Annotated in this window: 11 protein-coding genes and 2 pseudogenes; 4 read left to right on the plus strand and 9 right to left on the minus strand. The window is 66.6% G+C overall.

Going from position 1 to position 20,171, the window contains the following annotated elements; genetic code table 11:
• Positions 1–86 precede the first annotated feature (86 nt).
• The 8 genes and pseudogenes from ACW9J6_RS01610 to ACW9J6_RS01645 form a co-directional block, all read right to left on the minus strand.
• Positions 87–1,409 carry an NtaA/DmoA family FMN-dependent monooxygenase gene (locus ACW9J6_RS01610; RefSeq protein ID WP_457114671.1) on the minus strand — a complete coding sequence of 441 codons (1,323 nt, stop codon included), beginning with the start codon at positions 1,407–1,409 and terminating at the stop codon, positions 87–89.
• A gap of 41 nt (positions 1,410–1,450) precedes the next feature.
• A complete protein-coding gene (locus ACW9J6_RS01615; RefSeq protein WP_457114672.1) occupies positions 1,451–2,446 on the minus strand; it encodes an MsnO8 family LLM class oxidoreductase in 996 nt (331 codons plus the stop codon).
• An 8-nt stretch (positions 2,447–2,454) separates the two neighbouring features.
• The gene (locus ACW9J6_RS01620) at positions 2,455–3,078 is read right to left on the minus strand and encodes a GNAT family N-acetyltransferase (protein ID WP_457114673.1); all 624 of its coding nucleotides are present in this window, start codon (positions 3,076–3,078) and stop codon (positions 2,455–2,457) included.
• Between the two features lie 480 nt (positions 3,079–3,558).
• Positions 3,559–5,742: a TonB-dependent receptor gene (locus ACW9J6_RS01625; RefSeq protein WP_457114674.1), complete on the minus strand. Its 2,184-nt coding sequence runs from the start codon at positions 5,740–5,742 to the stop codon at positions 3,559–3,561.
• Positions 5,743–6,121: 379 nt separating this feature from the next.
• Positions 6,122–6,295, minus strand: a complete 174-nt coding sequence (locus ACW9J6_RS01630; protein WP_457114675.1) for a metallothionein — start codon at positions 6,293–6,295, stop codon at positions 6,122–6,124.
• Between the two features lie 183 nt (positions 6,296–6,478).
• Positions 6,479–7,491 (minus strand): annotated as a pseudogene (locus ACW9J6_RS01635) (transposase).
• Between the two features lie 279 nt (positions 7,492–7,770).
• The gene (locus ACW9J6_RS01640; RefSeq protein WP_457114731.1) at positions 7,771–10,818 is read right to left on the minus strand and encodes an adenylate/guanylate cyclase domain-containing protein; all 3,048 of its coding nucleotides are present in this window, start codon (positions 10,816–10,818) and stop codon (positions 7,771–7,773) included.
• A gap of 105 nt (positions 10,819–10,923) precedes the next feature.
• A pseudogene (locus ACW9J6_RS01645) lies at positions 10,924–11,199 on the minus strand (double zinc ribbon domain-containing protein); the annotation flags it as partial.
• A gap of 129 nt (positions 11,200–11,328) precedes the next feature.
• Here ACW9J6_RS01645 and ACW9J6_RS01650 point away from each other — a divergent pair.
• A complete protein-coding gene (locus tag ACW9J6_RS01650) occupies positions 11,329–12,483 on the plus strand; it encodes an ABC transporter substrate-binding protein (RefSeq protein WP_457114676.1) in 1,155 nt (384 codons plus the stop codon).
• 794 nt (positions 12,484–13,277) lie between these two features.
• Here the strand turns inward: ACW9J6_RS01650 and ACW9J6_RS01655 are convergent.
• Entirely contained in the window at positions 13,278–13,880 is a 603-nt protein-coding gene (locus ACW9J6_RS01655; RefSeq protein ID WP_457114677.1) for a TetR/AcrR family transcriptional regulator, read from the minus strand.
• 88 nt (positions 13,881–13,968) lie between these two features.
• Between ACW9J6_RS01655 and ACW9J6_RS01660 the strand changes: the two genes are divergently transcribed.
• The 3 genes from ACW9J6_RS01660 (at position 13,969) to ACW9J6_RS01670 (ending at position 19,549) form a co-directional block, all read left to right on the plus strand.
• Entirely contained in the window at positions 13,969–15,249 is a 1,281-nt protein-coding gene (locus ACW9J6_RS01660; protein ID WP_457114678.1) for an efflux RND transporter periplasmic adaptor subunit, read from the plus strand.
• A gap of 88 nt (positions 15,250–15,337) precedes the next feature.
• Positions 15,338–18,532, plus strand: coding sequence for an efflux RND transporter permease subunit (locus ACW9J6_RS01665; RefSeq protein ID WP_457114679.1), 3,195 nt, complete (start codon positions 15,338–15,340; stop codon positions 18,530–18,532).
• Between the two features lie 153 nt (positions 18,533–18,685).
• On the plus strand, positions 18,686–19,549 hold the full coding sequence (locus ACW9J6_RS01670) for an intradiol ring-cleavage dioxygenase (protein ID WP_457114680.1): 864 nt from the start codon (positions 18,686–18,688) through the stop codon (positions 19,547–19,549).
• The last annotated feature ends 622 nt before the right edge of the window (positions 19,550–20,171 follow it).

Here is a 20,171-nt window from a genome sequence, read left to right on the forward strand (position 1 = left end):
AGATTTCGCTCGATAGGGAGGAATAATGGCTGCGTCGACGCGGAACGGGAGAATTTCGTGTTCGGCCGATCTCCGACCCGTCCGCGTCAGGCGGAGATGGCCTGCGCGGCGCGCGCGGGTCCGGCCAGCGGCGGCAGCTGCAGGTTGGAGCGGAAATCGTCGCCCTCGTAGGCGGTGTCGATCAGCCCACGGCGGCGCAGTTCCGGCAGGAGGCCGTTGAGCAGCAGGTCCTCCTGGTCCGGGTTGCCGAGCCCGTGCAGGCTGACGACGTCGAGGATGCCGGCGCGGAACCGCTCCTCGAGGGCGTCGGCGAGCTGCTCGGGCGTGCCGGCCACCGACCAGTGGCCCGTCTCCTGCGCCTCGATGATCAGCTGGCGCAGGGTCAGGCCCTCGCGGGCGTAGCGCCGGAAGATCTCGACCCGGCCCCGCCGCCGGTTGACGTGCGCGACCTCGGGCAGGAGCGCCTCCGGGAGCGGCCGGTCGAGGGGCAGCCCCGAGAGGTCGAGGCCGCCGCCGAGCATGTCGGCGAGCTTCAGGCGGCCCTGCTCGTAGTCGATGCGCGCGTGCTTCTCCCGCACGCGCCGGGCGACGTCGGCCTCCGACTCGCCGATCACCGCGTGGAAGGAATTCATCACGAAGGGCAGGCCGGGGCCGCGCCCCAGGGCGGCCGCGCGGCGGCGCAGCTCGGTCGCGAAGGCGACCGCGTCGGCGAGGCGCGGCTGCGAGGTGTAGACCACCTCGGCGTAGCGGGCGCCCACCGCGACCCCGGCCTCGGACTGGCCGGCCTGGAACTGCACCGGGCGGCCCTGAGGCAGCGGCGGCACGTTGAGCGGCCCCGCGACGCGGAAATGCCGCCCGCGATGGTCGATCCGGTGGAACTTGGCGGGGTCGACCGCGATCGCGCCGGAGGCCCTGCGCTGCGCGGCGTCCCGCTCGTTGGCGTCGAAGAGCGCGTTGACGACCTCGATGAACTCCGCCGCGCGCGCGTAGCGCTCCTCCGGGGCCGGCAGCGCCTCGCCGAAATTCTCCTCGCCCACGGAGGAGGTCACGGCGTTCCAGGCGGCGCGCCCGCCGCTCGCGTGGTCGAGGGTGCCGAGCTGCCGGGCGAGGGTGTAGGGGTGGTGGAAGCTCGTCGACACCGTGGCGACGAGGCCGATCCGCGCGGTCGCCTGGGCGAGGGACGCGAGGGCGACGATCGGCTCCTGCGTCCCGGTGGTCCCGGCGAGGCCGGCCGGGTCGATCTGCAGGAGGTCGGCGGTGAACAGGCCGGTGATCCGCTCCGCCTCCGCCCGGCGGGCGAGCGCCACCGCCCGCTTCGCACCGGCGGCGGGGTCGGCGTCGTTCCACGCCGAGGCGACGTTGCCGGCGGCGACCAGGGTCTTGAGGCGACGGGGGCGGGGCGCTGCCATGGGGATCCTCGTCCGGCGGGACGCGCGGCCCCGCTTGTGTCTCAGGCGGCGAGCGGGAGGCGCGCCGCCGCGGCCAGGAGCTCGATCGTCCGCAGCCTCTGCGCGCCCTCCGTGAGAGGGCACTCGACCACGAACTCGTCGATCCCGAAGGCCCGGTGCAGCCGCTCCAGCGCGGCGCGCACGCGCGCCGGCGCGCCGCGGATCAGGAGCGCGCCGCGCTCCTCGATGCGGTAGCGCGGGGCGCCGAGCTGGCGGACATAGGCGAGCGCCTGCTCGCGGCTGCCCACGTTCACGGCCGGCCCGTCCTCGACCTCGACGCGGAAGCGGCGCGGGTCGGCCCCGAGGGCGGCGGCGAGGGCATCCGTCTCGGCCGTGACGACGGTCACCGCCAGCAGCACCCGGCGGCCGCCCGCCTCCCGGAAGGCCGCGACCGCCGCCGCGATCGCGGCCTCGTCGCCGTTGATGTGCGCGGCGTAGACGAAGCTCCATCCGAGCCGGGCCGCGAGCCGCGCGCTCTCCGGGCTCGCGCCGAGCAGGAAGCGCTCCGCCGGCACGGCCGGCGACGGAGAGGCCGCCAGGTCCGCTCCCTCCGGGGGCGGACGGGCGAGGAACCCGTCCAGCGCGGCGAGCTGCGCCTCGAAGCCCGGCTTGCGGGCGGCGTCGTGCTCCGCCTGCAGGGCGCGGGTGGAGTGGGGCAGGCCGCCCGGCGCCTTGCCGATGCCGAGATCGACCCGGCCCGGCGCGAGGCTCGCCAGCACGTTGAAGGTCTCGGCGACCTTGTAGGGGCTGTAATGCTGCAGCATCACGCCGCCGGAGCCGATCCGGATGCGCCGGGTGCGCGCCAGCAGGAAGCCGATCAGCACCTCCGGCGCGGAGCCGGCGAGCGTCGGCGCGTTGTGATGCTCGGCCACCCAGAAGCGGGCGAAGCCGAGGTCGTCGGCCCGCCTCGCCAGCGCGACGGTGCGCGCGAGGGCCGCCTCGGCCGCCTCCGCGCCGTCGAGGGGGCTCTTGTCGAGGAAGCTCAGGGCGTAGGACATGGCCGCGCTCAGGCCGCCGCCGCGCGGTGACGCGCGAGGCGGTCGAGGATCCGGCGCTCCTGCTCCGCCTTCAGGGCCGTGACCCGCTCGGTCGCCGCCGCGAAGGACGCGGCGGGCGCGTAGGCCGGGCTCGCCGCGCGCGAGGCCGCCCCCGCCCCGATCGGCTTCTCGAAGGGCAGCGAGCGGTACAGCACCGGGTCGACGGCCGGGTCGAAGAGCGGCCGGTAGCCGAGCGACAGGTAGAGGGCGGTGGCCTCCGGCTGCCGGAAGCCCGTCGTGAGATAGACCCGGGTGTAGCCGAGGTCCGCCGCGCTCGTCTCCAGCGCCAGGACGATGCGGCGCGCCAGCCCCTGCCGCCGGAGGTCGGCCCGCGTCCAGATGCGCTTGAGCTCCACCGTCTCGTCGTCGTGGCTCATGAAGGCGCCGCCGGCCACGGTCTCGCCGCCGCGCAGCAGCAGCAGGAAATCGCCGAGCGGCGGGCGGTACGCCTCGGCGGGGTAGCGCAGGATCTCCGCGCGGGCGCCCCCGGGCCGGTCCGCCCCGTACCGGCCGTCGTACTCGGCGACGAGACCGTCGAGGAGCGGCTGCGCCGCGCTCTCGGCGGGCGATGATCGCAGGACGAGATCGGCCAATTCTGTCTCCGCTCATCACGAGATTGAGTCGCGTCACTGAGGCGCCGGCCGCAGGCCGGCCGACGCGGAGACCAACACGCAGTGTTGATCTTGCGACATCTCAGGAACTCAGCTGCTTATGGATACTGTCTCATCTCACCAGTCGTCAACAGAATATCTTTCTTTCCTGTGAAGGAAGTCGATATGATACTTCTCTCTGCGAGCGGAGTCGCAGCAGAATCGATCGATGGCGGACGACAGCGCGAACCGGAGGGGGACGCTGCGACGGTCCCGGGTCCAACCTCGGCCCGGACGCAGCGAGCACCGATGGGGCCGCCCCGTCCGAGACGCGGCCGCCGGGAACCGCGTTCAATGAGGGACATCGTGACCCGCCAGGCTCAAAACCTGCTCAGCCCGACCGTGTGAAGGGCTGCTGAGACGCAGCCTGGGTGGGAAGCGGACGTTCGATGGTCGCACGTTGCGCCGTGCGGGCTCACGCGATCAAAATCTCTGCGAGATCCCCGCAAAGACTCCTCGTCGCGGGCCGTACTGAGGCGCGAACACACCAATGCCCGTTCCATCCCTCAGCTGATAAATCCTATCGAACAGATTGACGACGTCGATCCGGAAGGTGGTCGGCTTCAAGCTTGGCGCCAATTGGACATCTCGCGCCAGACCGAGGTTGACTTGAAAGTAGCCGGGCAGATGGCTGGTGTTGGCGAAACCGCTTCGCAAGCCGCTGCCGTAGATCATGTCTGCGCTGAGTCGCGTCCCCTCGTACAGGTAGGATGCGCCGGCCGAGGCGGTTATCAGCTGGGCATGGTCCGTGTAGATGGAGTGTGTCGCGATGTAAGCCAGCTTGTCGGGATCGAACAGGAACTGGTTCGAGACGATCTGTGTCCCACGCTGCTGGCCGATCGCGAGGTTGCCGTAGGCGGTGAAGTTGCCGTTGACGTACCGTGCCTTGATCTCGACACCCTCGTTGTGCGCGCGTGCGTAGTTGAAGGCGGTGAGGACGTACGCCTGCCCGAACTGCCCATCGTCGAGGAGGTCCCGGGCGATCTTGTAGTAGGCGTCAACGCCGAGTTCCAGCTCGGGGGTGATTTTCTGATCAATGCCGACGTCGAAGACGTGGGACCGCTCCGGCTTGACTGGACTGTCGAGCAGGACACCCGGCTGCTGTGTGGTGTTGAGGAACAGAGGCAGCTTGACGGGCGCGCTCAGGGCCTGCTCGGGCGGCGTGAAATTGCGGGCGTACCCCGCGTGGACGTGTGTACCGTCCCAGGGCTCGTAGGTGAGACTGACGCGCGGGCTGAGCTGGTTGGCATCGACGTACTGGAACTGCTGGTCGAAGCGCAGGCCGGCATTGAGGGTGAGACGGTCGGTCAGCTTCCACTCGTCCTGGACGTAGACGCCCACGAGGTAGCCGGTCTTGGATACGCGATCCTTCACCCCGAACGGCGCATCGAGCGGATTACCGGCATCGTCCACCGGCAACAGGACGTCGCTGTTCACGTTGCGGGTCTGCTCGGCGCTTGCCGTGAAGCCGAACCGCAGGGTGTTGTTCGGGCTGATCCGATAGGCTGCATCGGTCGCGATGCCGTTGACGAAGCTGTTGCGATAGACGTCGGATGCCACGCCGTTGAACAGCAGGTCGCCGAGAATATCCGGCTTGAAATGTAGCGTCGTATTGCGGTTGAAGTATGAGAATTGTATGTCGATATCGTCGACTGATCGCTGGACCGCGATAACGTTGAAGTTCGTGAACTCGCGCTGACGCTCGTTCAGCCGTCGCGAGTCGAAATCACCCTGGCCGAAGGCAGTGAAGCTCGGCACGAGCCCGGGTCTGTTCGGGATCTGGTAGCGATCGACCGACGTGCCAGTGACATAGGTCAGGCGGGTGTCGGGATCGAGCAGCGTCGAGACGTAGCCGAAGAACTTGCCCTGCTGCGTGTGGTCGTGGATCGGGTTGTAGCTCGGGGTCGGGTTCTCGATCCCGAGATTGCTGCGGAAGTCGCGGCCCGCGACGAACCAGTCCGTCGTCCCCTCGTGGCCGCCATAGGTGAAGCTCGGCGTGATCGTGCCGCGCACGCCCCCGTAGAGGCCGATGCTGCCGCCGTTCTCGAAGGCGCCGGTGCGGGTGTGGATGTCGATGATGCCGGCCGTGCGCAAGCCGAACTGCGCCGGGAGCGCGCCGGTGAGAAGGTTGACCTGCCCGACGAAGCTCGTCTCGATGAACTGCCCGAAGCCCGACAGGCCCTCGGGCAGGAGGACGCCGTTGATCCGGTACTGGGCGTTGGCGTGCTCGTTGCGGATGTGGAAGCTGCCGGCGGAAGCAGAGTCCTGCGTGACGCCGGGGAGTTGCAGGAGGACCTGGTTGAAGGGCTGGTTGTCGCCCTGGGGCAGGCTGTCGATCTGGGTACGTCCGATAGACGAGACGTTGGCACCGATGGGTGCGAGGATCCGGGCGCGGGCCGCCTCGAAGCGCTGCTCGACTGCTGCAGCGGGCGTGTCGGAGGAGGTCGCGCTCGGTGGAGCGGCTCCGTCCGGGGATGGTGTGGGAGCCGCAACATCGATCTGGTCCAAGGCGATCGTGCCGTCTCCCTGCGCGTGTGCGGCCGGGACGGCCAGCCAGAGCGGAAGCGTCAGGGAGGTGACCGCGAGACGGTGTGCATCTGAACGCATGTGCCGAGCCCTACCGCAATGCTATAATGTTACGGTTAGCTGGCGGGCGCCATCGGACAACCTCGTTTGTCAGTCGCAGAGGACAATCCCTGCCGATGTCACTCTGTTACAACAGGCGTCGCGACGGACCAGGCGGCGCAACTCGTGCGCGGACACCTTCACGACGTACAAGCTTGGCGTGATTTCCCCCGCGCCCACCAGCGCTTAGCCAATGAGCACGTGGCGCGTCCGTCGGCGTCTCCGCGCGAGATCCTCATCCAATCAGCTTGACCTTATGCGGCCTGCTGAGGGTGGAACGCCGCCCCTCGTGTCTGAGCCGGCGAACTCCCGGAAGCTTGCAGGCACGCAAGCCGCAGCACACCATGCTGCGCGAGCGGGATCAGCCGTGGCAGGTGCAGCCGGCATGCCCGCAACCGGCATGACCCTGGTGCCCATCCGCGCACTCGTCGCAGCAATAGGCCTTCTCGCCCCGCATGACCGCTCTCGTCAGCGGGAACACACACACGCAATCCGGGCAGGCGCATTTGACCGTATCGACGTTGACGCTGGTCATGGCTGGGTCCCTCGCTTGAGACGCGTGGCCGCAAGGTTGGCGAGGCTAACCCTGCCGCACAGAGCGTGCAAAAACGTTTGAAAGCGGAAACGTCTGCTGTGGGTGCAGGCTGTGTGAGAACGCGGTTTTGATGGCTGGGCAGCTGAGTGAGCCCTTGTTGCGAACTCGCGTGCACGGGCGGGCTTACGCGCGGATCGCCGTGATCAGCGCTCCGACCCCGACGATCTGGATCATCCGCTTCATGTTGTAGGACAGAACCTGCAGGCTCATCTCGGTTCTGACCTTTGTGTGGGTCCGGGTCAGGAAGTGTGTCGCCCCATCCAGGCCTTCAGCGTGCCGAACGGCTGCTCCATGGTCTGGCGGCGGATGATCATCGTCTCTGGCATCCGATCGAACCGATCCTGCATTGCATCGAGCACGCCCTCGTGCACCCAGCGCTCGATGCGCCGTGCCTTCGTTGGCGTCCAACGGGGCCCGAGCGCACAGCCCGAGCAAGCCATCGAATGACTATAGTAGTCCATGGCGTCATCCCCGGACCGGCGGTCGGACCGGGCGGCGTCCTTGGTCAGGTGCTGGCCAGCGGGTCAGGTGTAGCGGTCCTTCTCGGCGTCGTAGACGAAGTTTTGTCCTGTGAAGAGACCGTGCTTGGCGAGGTTCAAGGTGGGGATGTTGGGCACGCACGGCTGGAGGCCGGTGCCTTCACAGGCCAGAACTTGAACCCCGTTGAGGTAGCACCGGTCGGCCAGCACCGTGAGTGTGGCGCATCCCGTCGCTTCCTGGGCCAGGAGCCCCATCTGGACGAACTGGGCGCGGTCGCTGCCGACGTTGGTCACGGCGTGGGCGACGATCAGGTGATGCTCGGCATCGATCGCCGCCTGAACGTCGTCGCCGACGATGCCGGTTCCCTTGCCGCAGATGCCCATCCAGCGAGCATCGGGGTCGGTCGACGAGACCTGCTGGTCGGGGCCTCCTCGACCTGCTGACGCATCGCCTGCAGATCCTTCATCTGCTCGCGCAGACCGGCGATCTTCTCGATGATCCGTGCCGTTCGTCCCTCGGCGACGAGACGCGAGATCAAGTTCGTCGACGACGACCTCGACGAGGCGCGCCGGGTTATCTGCCGCTACGTCATCATCGAGGCAGTCAGGCAAGAGCGTGCTCTGACGACGATCCTTACCTGCGATGAAGCGGGTCATCCCAACCCCCTCAGATCGGCGACAAGCTGAGCAGATTAGGGTGTTTTTCACACAACCTCACTCGATAGCGGTCGTTCAAAGCCGGCGATTGTCCCTCCGGCTGCCATCGCACAATCCTGACAGCAGAGCGCGGAACTTGGTGGGAGGGCCACGTGACGCGGGACGGTGCACACCAGGACCAGTCTCATGGACGACGAGTGGCGGCGTCTCGAAGCCGGACGCAATCTGCGTCACATTTGCGAGACATGCGGCTCAGCGATGGAGGCCGCGCGCGCCTCTTTACAGCATGTTCGTATAGGGACTTCGAGAGAAGACGGCCTTGAAACACTCGTAATCCATTTGCGTACCTTGAGTTTTCGCGCAAATTTCGGGCACGTATTGGCTTTTTAATTTTTCTAAACTCCGTACCGCAAGATACTGAAGAGTCTTCGCGCCTTGGTCGCTTGCAATTTTTAAAGCGCGCTCGAAGTATGAGGCGGCTTCTGAGCCTGCATGTCTTGGTTCATGGGAAAGGATATCGCCATAAATCCTGTAGATTTCCGCATGCCGCACGCGCTCTTGGCTCCCTTCGGCCTCACGCAATGCCTGGGCCGCCAGTGCAACCCCGCGGCGGAAATCTCCTCCCCTCACGAAGGCCTGCGCCGCGATCATCATGTAGAACGGTCGATGTTGGGCGTGCCCCTGCCTCCCGCCGGCTTCGAGCGAGCAGATGATCTGATCCGCTCCCCGTGTCGGATCAGCCTCCAGCGATGTCAGCCACCCTCCAAAAATGTCCGCCCTGTGCTTAAAGAAATCGAGACCATTCATCTGAGCTATTTTAGTTTGCATATCGACCAGCTGATGTGCGAAAGGCAAATCTCCGAGAAATATCACAATTGGTAAGATGAGTGCGTATACGTTTGCGAGCGTGACTGGGTGGTCGAGCTGGCGCGCGTCAGCGAGAGCCGATCTCTTTGCTTCTTCCGCGGCTTCGAAGCAACCTGTCAGGTAATACAATTGGCACAAGCAGCTTCTTGCTACCGGAGCAACGCCGTACCCAAATGCCCTCATGCCGGCCGCAGCGTGAAGCTTCGTCGCGATCAAGACGCTTTCGAAATCGCCGATAGCGCTTTGAAACAGGCCCAGATTATGTCTTGACGCCGCTTTCATGTAAGTCACGAAAGCCTGGTTGTCGGCGTCGATGAGATCGGCCGCGCTCTCGAGAAAATCGAGCGCCGAACGCGGTCTTCCGTTCGTGAATTCGAAACCCCAGACACCGCAGATGATGTCGGTCTTCTCGTCGGAAGGCGTAGTGCTGTCGACCAACGCGCGTGCGCGCTGAAGGCGGAGGAACGTCTCCTGTGCCGACCATCCCCTCGTGGTGCGCATGATATCGGCACACACCAAGTGAAGCTGGACCTGCAATCCGCGTTTCACGGCCGGGTCGGGAATCTGATCCAAGACCGCGAGTGCCCGGTCGTGGTATTGCGAAGCCTCTTGGTGAGCAAACTGCCCAATGGCCAGCCTTGAAGCGGCAATCCAGTATCGAATTGCCTTGACCCAGAGATGAGCGCCCGCGCAATGGTCCGCCAAGACGTTCGGATGATCTGCGGTAAAATGGGCAGAATGCTCCAGCGCCCGCACAACGCGTTCATGTATTCTGATACGCTCTACTCTGAGTAGCATATTGTAGGCAGCGTCGCATACGAGAGCGTGCTTGAAGACATAGCTGTTCTCTGACTGGATGCCAGTTCTGTACATTAAATCGCAGCTCTCCAAAAACGCCAGGCGATCTTGCAGGACGCTTGAGGAAACGCCACTGACTTTAAGGAGCAGATCGAAAGAGAACTTTCTTCCAATCACGGAGGCGATCTGAGCAATGGTGCGACTCTCGCCCAGGCGATCGAGTCTCGCTGTCAGGGTCGCCTGCAACGTGGTCGGGATGCTGGCCCGCTGAATCGGGCTGTGGAGGCCTTCCACGACGGACTTCGCCAGTTCTTCGATGAAGAGCGGTACGCCACCCGCCTGACCGACGACAGCACTTACGAGATCATCGGACAGGTCACGCTTAAAGGCGACGTTCCGCACCAAGTCCGCTGCCTCTTTGTCGTCCAAGCGGCTGAGACGCAGGACGTGAGTGCAGGGCAACGCTTGCCAGCGATCATCCAGTTCGGGACGGCTTGTAGTAACAAGCATGGTAGGCAGTTTGTTTATGTTGTTCGCTAAATACGCAATAAATTCTAATGAGGAAGGGTCGGCCCAGTGCACATCTTCCCAAGTCATCAACAATGGCACCTGCTCTGCGAGCTTTGCTATGTACACAACTACAGACCTGACAAACATTTCCCTTTTTCTTGATGAAGATACAGTATGAACGTCATCATTCTGATTGCGTCTTGAAAATGTGAATCCGCAGATGGACGAGATCTCACGGCTTGACAATCCGCAAGCTCTCAACCGTTTCACAAATCGGACCCGAAAAATCTCAAAATCATCCTGCTCGTCGCCGCCGATGTTTTTCAACAAGGTCTCTATGATAGGATAGAATGCGCTGCTGGTGTGAGCTGGAGAGCAGTCGAGCCTGATGAAATTGAAATCGTCTTTCGATGCGAACCTGTGTAATGCCTCGGCAAACCGCGATTTTCCTATTCCGGGCTCACCCGATATGATCAGAAGCCTGCCAGCACCTCGCTTGGCGAGGTCCCACTGTTCCTGCGCTGCCAGCAATTCGGCGTCACGCCCCAGGAGCGTCGTGGCGCTCGACCGCAAGGCCTGGAATCTGCCGGCCCCACGCTGCTCTCGGAGGGCCTGCCAAACTCTCTCTTCGGCCGCAATGCCCTTGAGGCTCTGCGGGCCGAGATCGCGAAGAGCGAACAGGGTTCCAACCAATCGCCTCGTCGTGTCAGAGATGAACACGGTGTTTGGCTCGGCGAGAGCTTGCAGTCGCGCAGCGAGGTTGGGGGTGTCTCCGACGACGGCCTGCTCTCGCGATGACCCTATGCCGATTAGATCGCCGACGACCGTCAGGCCCGTCGCGATACCGATTCTTACCTGCAACGGCTCCGGCTTCGACAGGGCCGACACGGCTGCGACGATGGCCAAGCCTGTCCGGACCGCCTGCTCCGGGTCGTCCTCCTGCGCATGGGGGTAGCCGAAGAGCACGAGAACGCCATCACCCATGTACTTAGCAACATAGCCGCCGTATTTTTCGACGATTGCCGCAACTGCATTCTGATACGATATGATAATATCCCGCATGTCTTCGGGATCGAGCCGGCCTGCCAACGACGTCGATCCGACCAAGTCACAAAACATGACGCTCAGCTGACGGCGCTCTGCTTCGCCCATCAGAACCTTGTTGTGCGAGACAGACGTCGCAGCGGCTGTCCGTTCCGGCGGACTCGACGGCTTCGCGGGCAAATTCGCACGCGGATCGGCCCGGCACTCACCGCAAACTTCGCTTCCCTGGGCAATTCGGCCGCCGCAATCGGCGCATATCCGGGGAAGCGGCGCTCCACAGTCAGCGCAGAAGCGCTTTCCCGAAGGGCTTGCGGATGAACAGCTCAAGCATATTGTCAAGCCGGTGTGCATCATGTCTATTGGACTCGGGCCGTTATGACTGCGTTGAGATAGGGAATGGCTGGGTTTCGTCCAGAGCTGACTATGACGTGGAGCTCGAACGATCGGCCGGTAAGTGCACTGGAGCGAACTCGAACTTGCGTGCGGCATTGGCGTTCAGGCTGATGTGGCCGGTGACCCGTTGAGGCGCGGCGGCGTCCGTCGTCGAACGGCTTCGCCTTCAGGTTGACAATGCAACGTCGGTCCAAAGCGGCGAGATGGTGAAGGGGGGACGCACAGATGGACACGCGACGTGGCTTCCTCGCTCGTATGACGAGCACGGTTGCGATGGGTTTCGCATCGGGCACGATGAGATCCGCTTGTGCCCAGGGTGCGGGATCGACTGTCCGGATCGGCATGGTGCTGCCGGTTACCGGTTCGGCGGCCGAGGCGGGGAAGTACGCGATCAATGGGGCCAGGATCGCCCTTGAGGCCGTCAACAAGGCCGGCGGTGTGCTGGGCAAGCCCTTGGAGATCGTCACCGAGGACGACCAGACCACCAATCCAGGTGCCGTGCTGGCCTTCTCCAAGCTCGCCTCTCAAGCAGACCTCGTCGGGTTCATCGGGTCGATCCGCTCGACCCAGAATCACGCCATGGCGCCTGACATCCTCAAGACGGGAAAGCCCTTCTGCTTCGGCGGCACCGATCCGATGCTGACACAGATGGGCAACCCGTGGATGTTCCGGTTCCGGCCGAACGACAGCTACTCGGCCCGTGTGATCGCGGATTTCGGCGTCACCACGTTGGCCAAGAAGAAGTGGGCGGTGATCCACTCCACCGACGCCTTCGGCACCAGCGGCGCGAAGCTGTTGAGTGACGCGCTGGGCCAGGCGGGCGCCTCGGTGGCGCTGGACCAGGGCTACGCGAACCAGAGCCAGGACTTCACGCCGGTCGTCGTCGCGATCCGGCAATCGGGCGCCGAGATCATCGGCTCCTACTTCCCGTTCGAGAACGATCTCGGGATCTTCGCCCGGCAGCTGCGCCAACTCGGCGTGAACATCCCATGGGTGGGTACCACCACGGTCGTGAGCGTGACGGCGATCCGGCTCGCCGGCCCGTCCCTCGACGGCACCTACGGCGTGACCGATTACGCGGAGGAGTCCAGCGATGTCGCTCGCGCTTTCGGCAAAGCCTACCGCGCCACGACGGGTGGCAGGGCCGACAACGGGGCGGCCTGGACCTACGACGCGGTCACGGTGCTCGCCCAGGCGATCAACAAGGCCGGCACGACCGACCCGCTGGCCGTGCGCGCAGCGCTTCTCGCTGTGCGCGGCCACGAGGGCGCCGAGGGCACCTACAACTTTGACAAGAATGGCGACGGTCTGCACGGCTACAACATCGTCAAGAACGAGAAGGGCAGACTCATTTTCGACAGGCGTATCGATTTCTCCTAAAATCATCCGCCCATCGGGAGTGATGCGCGGCGTCAGATTGAAATCTTCGTCCGAAACGTAATTTGTGTGAGAAGCATCTATCCTCCGTCATCGTCTTACCGTTGCGGTCGCCTGGGAGGAGCGAGCGGATCCTATCCTGCTGCCCTATCGCCCGCCGCATCAGGGCCCTGAGAAACTGCCGCGATCCGGCTTGATCGTCCCCGATTCGGAACGCTTGAGTCGGCATTGCTCGCTGTATCTCCGGGAAACGCTCGCACCTGGATATCCGAGGAGGGTGTCAGGCGAGGCCGCCATGGATCAGGAGCGCTGGTCAGGCGAGTGCAGTCTGTATGTCTGAACGGGGTCGGAAGCAGCCCCTCGCACGGTCAAGCTGATCCGGTTTTTGATCTTAGCAATACAGTTGCGCTTTTTTTGGGTTTCCGTGGGTGGCTTGTTGTGCTGGGCTTCCGGCGGCGACGCGGTGTGACGTTTGTTGGGCGGCGCTTGAGATGGACTTGGCGGGCGGCCGCCTGGTTCGCCCGTCGCCAGAGCGACCACGCGATGACGGGGGCGGGCTCAATGCGCCGCTGCGCCAGCCGCACGACGATGCGGCGGATCTGCTGGACCGACCAGCGGATCACTGGGCGCGTCGCCTCGGCCGGGCTCGGCTTTTTGGGGGCGGCGCGTTGGCGTGACGGCGGATTGCCGCCAACAACGCGAAGGCCATCATCACCAAGCTGACGTGTCGCTTCTTCGAGCCTTCAACGGGTCGATGTCCGGCCCACCAACGGCCCGGAGCAGGTCGGATGTCGACGCTACGGCGACGCCCGCCCGGCCGCGAAGGCGCTCAGCGAGACGCGCGCCACCTCCCTCAGGGCATCGCGGTCGGCGCCGGACGAGGCCAGGACGCCCATGCCCGAAGCGACCGTCGAGAGGAAGCGCGCCAGGGCCGCCGGATCGGAATCCGCCGGCAGGTCGCCGTCCTGCAAGGCCCGGGCGAAGCGATCGCGCAATTCCGTCTCGGTCTGGGCCCGCCGCGCCGCCAGCTCGAACGGGATGTTCTCCGAACCCGCCCCGCAGGCGAGCCCCCCCTGCACCAGCAGGCAGCCGGGGGGATTGGCCGGATCCGTGTGGCTCTCGGCGATGCTGCTCAGGAACCGCTCCGCCACCTCGCGCGCGGTCGGGGCGGCGAGGACGTAGCCCATGTGCTGCGAGCGCCGCTCCGCGTAGCGGTCGAGGGCGGCCTTGAGCAGGCCTTCCTTGCTCCCGAAGGCCGCGTAGAGGCTCGGCGGACGGATGCCCATCGCCTGCGTCAGCATCGCGAGACTCGCCCCGTCGTAGCCGTGGCGCCAGAACACTTCCATCGCCGCGTCGAGGGCCTTGTCCGTGTCGAAGGACCGGGGCCGCCCCATCGCCATTGTCCGCCACCTCCAAGTTTTGTATCGAGTGATAAATAAGTCGCTTGACGACCGCCGTCCACGCCGACATGTGTAGCATACCGTACAGATGTCGGAGTCGGTCGTGAACCCCCAGCGTGACGTCTCCCCTTCCCGTCCAACCGGCCGCCCGCGGATCCGCGGCGGCCTCGGAGCCGGGCTCTTGGCCGGCCTCTTGGCCGCGCTCCTCACCGGCGCAGCCTACCACGGCGCGCCGGGATCCTGGCTGCGCGGATCGGAAGCGGTGGCGGCTCCTGCCGAGCAGACGGTGCCGGCCGCGGTCGCCACCGTCGAGCCGCGCCGGACGATGCTCTGGGACGAGTTCTCCGGGCGCCTGGAGGCCGTCGACCGCATCGACGTGCGGGCGCGGGTCGGCGGCGCGGTCCTGTCGACGCATTTCGCCGAGGGCGAACTCGTCAAGCCCGGCGACCTCCTGGTGACGATCGACCCCGCGCCCTACGCGGCCGAGGTGCAGCGCCTGGAGGCCCAGGTGGCCGGCGCCGAGGCGCGCCTCGCCCTGACGGCGAGCGATTTCGAGCGCGGGCAGAGGCTGTCGGACCAGCGCATCGTCACGGCGCGCGACCTCGACGTCAGGGCCAACGCCTTCAAGGAAGCGAAGGCCAGCCTCGACGGGGCGAAGGCGGCGCTGGCGGCGGCGCGCCTGAACCTCGGCTACACGGAAGTCCGGGCGCCGGTCGGCGGGCGCGTCGGGCGTCGCGAGATCACGCCGGGCAACCTCGTCGCGGCCGGCGCCGGCGCCGCCGTGCTGACCACGCTGGTCTCGGTCGATCCCATCTACGCGAGCTTCGACGCGGACGAGACCGTGATCCTGAGCGCGCTGGCGTCGATCGCCGGCCCGTCGGGCGGGCGCGGGACGCTCGACCGCATCCCGGTCGAGATGGTCACGGCCGATGGCGCCCGCGCGACGGGGAAGCTGCAGTTCATCGACAACATGGTCGACGCACGCTCCGGCACCGTCCGCGTCCGCGCCACCTTCGCCAACGGCGAGGGCCGGCTCCTCCCCGGCCAGTTCGCCCGCATGCGGCTGGGGCGGGGCACCCCCGAGACGCTGCTCCTCGTCGACGAGCGGGCGGTCGGCACGGACCAGGACAAGAAGTTCGTCCTCGTGGTGGGCGCGGAGGACCGGGCGGAGTTCCGAACCGTCACCCTCGGCCGGGCCGTCGACGGTCTGCGCGTCGTGACCTCCGGCCTCGCGGGCGGAGAGCGGATCGTGGTCAGCGGGCTGCAGCGCATCCGCCCCGGCACGCGGGTCAGCCCCCAGCCCGTCACCATGGGGGCGCGGAGCGCGCCCGATGCCGCGTCCGGGCCGGGCCGGCTCGCGCAGCGCTGACGTCGTCCCGCGGCGCATCCGACCCGGACCGGTGCTCGCCGCCGGCCCCCGCGACGCCCCACACTCCTCCTCGCCCCCGGAGGGCGGCATGAACCTCTCGAAGTTCTTCATCGACCGCCCGATCTTCGCGGGCGTGCTCTCGCTGCTCATCTTCATCGGCGGCCTGATCTCGCTCTTCGCGATGCCGATCTCCGAGTACCCGGACGTGGTCCCGCCCTCCGTGGTGGTGCGCGCCACCTTCCCGGGCGCCAACCCGAAGGTGATCGCCGAGACCGTCGCGACGCCGATCGAGGAGCAGATCAACGGCGTCGAGGGCATGCTCTACATGTCGAGCCAGGCCACGACGGACGGCATCATGACGCTGACCGTCACCTTCCGGCTCGGCACCGATCCCGACAAGGCGCAGCAGCTCGTCCAGAACCGCGTCTCGCAGGCCGAGCCGCGCCTGCCCGCCGTGGTGCGCCAGCTCGGCGTCGTCACGGTGAAGTCCTCGCCGGACCTCACCATGGTGGTGCACCTCGTGTCGCCGAACGGGCGCTACGACATGACCTACCTGCGCAACTACGCGGTGCTGAACATCCGGGACCGTCTCGCCCGGCTCGACGGCGTCGGGCAGGTGCAGCTCTTCGGATCCGGCGACTACGCGATGCGGATCTGGCTCGACCCGCAGAAGGTCGCCGCGCACGGCCTCTCCGCCGGGGACGTGGTGCGCGAGATCCAGGCCCAGAATGTCGAGGCCGCGGCCGGCACCATCGGGGCGTCGCCGTCGCTCCCCGGCCTCGACCTGCAGCTCTCGCTCAACGCCGAGGGCCGCCTGACCAGCGAGGAGCAGTTCGGCGACATCGTGGTCAAGACCGGCGCGGACGGCGCGATCACCCGGCTGCGCGACGTGGCGCGGATCGAACTCGGCGCCTCCGACTACGCCCTCCGCTCGCTCCTCGACAACAAGTCGGCCGTGGCGATCCCGATCTCGCAATCGCCCGGCTCGAACGCGATCCAGATCTCCGACGAGGTCCGCCGGACCATGGCCGAGATCAAGGCCACCATGCCGGAGGGGGTCGATTACCAGATCGTCTACGACCCGACGCAGTTCGTGCGCGCCTCGATCGAGGCGGTCATCCACACGCTGCTGGAGGCGGTCGCCCTGGTGGTGCTGGTGGTGATCCTGTTCCTGCAGACGTGGCGGGCCTCGATCATCCCGCTCCTGGCGGTGCCGGTCTCGATCGTCGGCACCTTCGCGGTGATGCACGCCTTCGGCTTCTCCATCAACGCGCTCAGCCTGTTCGGCCTCGTCCTCGCCATCGGCATCGTGGTCGACGACGCCATCGTGGTGGTCGAGAACGTGGAGCGCAACATCGAGGCCGGGCTGACGCCCCGGGAGGCCAGCTACCAGGCGATGCGCGAGGTCTCGGGGCCGATCATCGCCATCGCGCTCGTCCTCGTCGCGGTCTTCGTGCCGCTCGCCTTCATCAGCGGCCTGACGGGCCAGTTCTACAAGCAGTTCGCCCTCACCATCGCGATCTCGACGGTGATCTCGGCCGTGAACTCGCTCACGCTCTCGCCCGCCCTCTCGGCGCTCCTGCTCCGGGACCACCACGCGCCCAGGGACCGGCTGACCCGGATCCTCGACGGGCTGCTCGGCTGGTTCTTCCGCCGCTTCAACCGGGCCTTCGGGCGCGCCTCGGACGGGTACGGGCGCGCCGTCGGCCTCGTCGTCTCGCGCAAGGCCGCGATGATGGGGATCTACCTCGTCCTCGTCGGGCTGACCGTGGTGCTTTTCCGCCAGATCCCGGGCGGCTTCGTGCCGGCGCAGGACAAGCAGTACCTCGTCGGCTTCGCCCAGCTCCCCGACGGCGCCACCCTGGACCGGACCGAGGAGGTGATCCGCCGCATGAGCGAGATCGCCCTCAAGGAGCCCGGCGTCGAGAGCGCGGTCGCTTTCCCGGGCCTGTCGATCAACGGCTTCACCAACAGCTCCAATTCGGGGATCGTGTTCTCGACCCTGAAGCCCTTCGCGGAGCGCCGGGACCCGTCGCTCAATGGCGCGGCCATCGCGCAATCCCTCAACCGGAAGTACGCGGCGCTCCCCGAGGCTTTCATCGCGATGTTCCCGCCGCCGCCGGTCAACGGGCTCGGCACGATCGGCGGCTTCAAGCTGCAGATCGAGGACCGGGCGGGTCTCGGCTACGACGCCCTCAACGAGGCGGCCAAGGCCTTCATGGCCAAGGCCGCCCAGGCGCCCGAACTCGCCGGCCTGTTCTCGAGCTTCCAGATGAACGTGCCGCAGCTCTTCGCCGACCTCGACCGCACCAAGGCGCGCCAGCTCGGCATCCCGGTGACGGACGTGTTCGACACGCTGCAGATCTATCTTGGCTCGCTCTACGTGAACGACTTCAACAAGTTCGGCCGCACCTACTCGGTCCGGGTCCAGGCCGACGCGCCCTTCCGCGCCCGCCAGGACGACATCGGGCTCCTGAAGGTGCGCGCCGCCTCCGGCGAGATGGTGCCGCTCTCGGCGCTGCTGCGCGTGCGGCAGAATGCCGGTCCGGAGCGGGCGATGCGCTACAACGGCTTCCTCACCGCCGACATCAACGCGGGCGCGGCGCCGGGCTATTCCTCGGGGCAGGCGCAGGACGCGGCGGCACGGATCGCGGCCGAGACCCTGCCGCGGGGCTTCGCCTTCGAGTGGACCGACCTCACCTATCAGGAATTCATCGCCGGCCATTCGGGGGTCTGGGTCTTCCCGCTCGCGCTGCTCCTCGTCTTCCTCGTGCTGGCCGCGCAGTACGAGAGCCTCGCCCTGCCGCTCGCGATCCTGATGATCGTCCCGATGGGGCTGCTCGCCGCGATGACCGGGGTCTGGCTGTCGGCGGGCGACAACAACGTCTTCACGCAGATCGGCCTCATCGTGCTCGTCGGCCTCTCGGCCAAGAACGCGATCCTGATCGTGGAATTCGCCCGGGAGCTGGAATTCGCCGGCCGCTCCCCGCTCCGGGCGGCCATCGAGGCGAGCCGCCTGCGGCTGCGGCCGATCCTGATGACCTCCATGGCCTTCATCATGGGCGTCCTGCCGCTCGTGACCGCGACCGGGGCCGGATCGGAGATGCGCCGCGCCATGGGCGTCGCGGTGTTCTCCGGCATGATCGGCGTCACCGCCTTCGGGCTGGTCCTGACGCCGGTCTTCTACGTCCTGCTGCGGGGTCTCACCGGCAACAGGCCGCTCAAGCACCACGGCGACGCGGCGCCGCCCATCCTTCGGGACGCCGTCGCCGAGGTCGCCTGAGGCCTCGTCCAACCGGAGCGGTCGCCGGCGGGCCCGCTCCGGCCGCTGGAGGACCCGGCTCGCGCGGGACGCGACCGGGCGGCCCTGCCCGCGCTATGGTCGCGCGCGCGACCCGATGCCGGGAGCCGGCGCGGGGGAGCACGGGAGGGTCCGATGCGCGACGTCAACGAGCACACCATCACGCAGGCCGTGATCGACCGCTTCGCCGACACGCCCGATCCGCGCCTCAAGGCGATCCTGACCAGCCTCGTGCGCCACCTGCACGACTTCGTGCGCGACGTGGACCTCACCTTCGCGGAGTGGCAGGCGGGCATCGCCTTCCTGACCCGCACCGGCCAGATCTGCGACGCGCACCGGCAGGAATTCATCCTGCTCTCGGACACGCTCGGCGTGTCGATGCTGGTGGACGCCATCAACCACCGCATGCCGGAGGGCGCCACCGAGACCACCGTGCTCGGCCCCTTCTACGTCGAGGCGGCGCCGGAGCGGCCGAACGGGTCGGACATCGCCGGGCCGCTCGACGGGACGCCGCTGCTCGTGACCGGCTCGGTCTCCTCCGCGGAGGGCCGGCCGCTCGCGGACGCCACGGTGGACGTCTGGCACGCGGACGAGGACGGGGCCTACGACGTCCAGCAGCTCGCCGAACTCGGCGGGCTCGCGGGCCGGGCGCGGTTCCGCACGGATGCCGAGGGGCGCTTCCACTTCTGGACCATCATGCCCGCCTGGTACCCGATCCCGGACGACGGGCCGGTGGGCGAGATGCTCACGGCGACGGCCCGCCACCCGAACCGGCCGGCTCACGTGCACTTCATGATCGCGGCGCCGGGCCACGAGACGCTGATCACCCACGTCTTCGCCGCCGACAGCCCCTGGCTCGACTCGGACGCGGTGTTCGGGGTCAAGACCTCGCTGATCGCGGCGTTCACCGAGGAGCCGCCGGGGCCGGCGCCGGACGGGCGGCGGATGGAGCGCCCCTACCGCCACCTCGCCTACGATTTCGGCCTCAAGGCGGGCTGATTCGCGCGCATTCGCGAGGCTGTGTCGGTGCTGTGCGGCGCGGCGGACACAGTTTGGGAGTGCGGGGGCCCTCGCTCCCGAATGGGCCGAAGCATTCACGCGCCGTCGCAAGAAGCGCGGGTGTCTCCTCTCTCTGCGTGCGCATAGCATAGGAAATCATGTTCTGTATTATAAGGATGATCGTTCCGATCGATCAGACTTCGAGCGGATCCGTCATCGCTCAGCCGCACCCGCTGCGCGCTTGCTCGCAGGGCATCGCAGGGCGTCGCAAGGCTCGACCGACGCCGATGGAGCTGAAGACCGGTCGATTCCATCTAGTCAGGTAATGGTGAGCTACAGCATCAAACCCAGCTCATGGCAACAAACCCAGATCCTCATGCTGAGGTGCGACCGAAGGGAGCCTCGAAGCACCCCAGAACGGCGTATCCGATAAACTCTTCTCTTGGATTGACGATTGGTGATGCTTCGAGGCTGCTACGCAGCACCTCAGCATGAGGAGTGTTGTGTTTTCCAGAAGTGTTCAGCTGATGAGCGGACTACAAAGATGTGTGCACACGCTAGCCCACTCGAGAGAGGGGATCCCGCCCCAGCCTTGAAGTGTCATCGTCGATGATTGGACCTC

It is taken from the genome of Methylobacterium sp. JK268, assembly GCF_054052225.1.

Coding starts and splice junctions, on each gene's coding strand:
- ACW9J6_RS01610 (WP_457114671.1), bottom strand. CDS start 1,409: ATGGCAGCGCCCCGCCCCCGTCGCCTCAAGACCCTGGTCGCCGCCGGC.
- ACW9J6_RS01615 (WP_457114672.1), bottom strand. CDS start 2,446: ATGTCCTACGCCCTGAGCTTCCTCGACAAGAGCCCCCTCGACGGCGCG.
- ACW9J6_RS01625 (WP_457114674.1), bottom strand. CDS start 5,742: ATGCGTTCAGATGCACACCGTCTCGCGGTCACCTCCCTGACGCTTCCG.
- ACW9J6_RS01630 (WP_457114675.1), bottom strand. CDS start 6,295: ATGACCAGCGTCAACGTCGATACGGTCAAATGCGCCTGCCCGGATTGC.
- ACW9J6_RS01640 (WP_457114731.1), bottom strand. CDS start 10,818: ATGGGCGAAGCAGAGCGCCGTCAGCTGAGCGTCATGTTTTGTGACTTG.
- ACW9J6_RS01650 (WP_457114676.1), top strand. CDS start 11,329: ATGGACACGCGACGTGGCTTCCTCGCTCGTATGACGAGCACGGTTGCG.
- ACW9J6_RS01655 (WP_457114677.1), bottom strand. CDS start 13,880: ATGGCGATGGGGCGGCCCCGGTCCTTCGACACGGACAAGGCCCTCGAC.
- ACW9J6_RS01660 (WP_457114678.1), top strand. CDS start 13,969: ATGTCGGAGTCGGTCGTGAACCCCCAGCGTGACGTCTCCCCTTCCCGT.
- ACW9J6_RS01665 (WP_457114679.1), top strand. CDS start 15,338: ATGAACCTCTCGAAGTTCTTCATCGACCGCCCGATCTTCGCGGGCGTG.
- ACW9J6_RS01670 (WP_457114680.1), top strand. CDS start 18,686: ATGCGCGACGTCAACGAGCACACCATCACGCAGGCCGTGATCGACCGC.